The organism is Bacillus cereus group sp. N14, assembly GCF_016483555.1.
GTDB lineage: Bacteria > Bacillota > Bacilli > Bacillales > Bacillaceae_G > Bacillus_A > Bacillus_A wiedmannii.
Genome location: NZ_JAEHBQ010000107.1, coordinates 1 through 248, shown reverse-complemented (window position 1 = coordinate 248; position 248 = coordinate 1). Strand labels below are relative to the sequence as shown.

The window sequence follows — 248 nt, the reverse complement described above, 5'->3', positions numbered from 1 at the left end:
GATGTACTTTCCGTATCGGAGCACACACACATACACCAGTTGCCGCAATACCCGCCCCCATACTCCCACCGGCACCTACAGGAGTACCAGGATTAACATTCCCCACTGGACCAACGGGACCTACAGGAGTAACCGGAATAACAGGCCCCACGGGACCAACGGGTCCTACAGGATTAAACGTAATAGAATGGCGCTCAGGTCCACCGGTTACAAGTCCAAAAAACGTAAGGGGGTCGGTCTCGGGGGGC

The 248-nt window shown here is 55.6% G+C and carries 1 protein-coding gene; it reads right to left on the bottom strand.

The annotated features are described in order from the left end of the window. The coding region (locus tag JDS82_RS30140) for a hypothetical protein (protein WP_275952031.1) at positions 1-248 on the bottom strand (248 nt) is incomplete at both ends.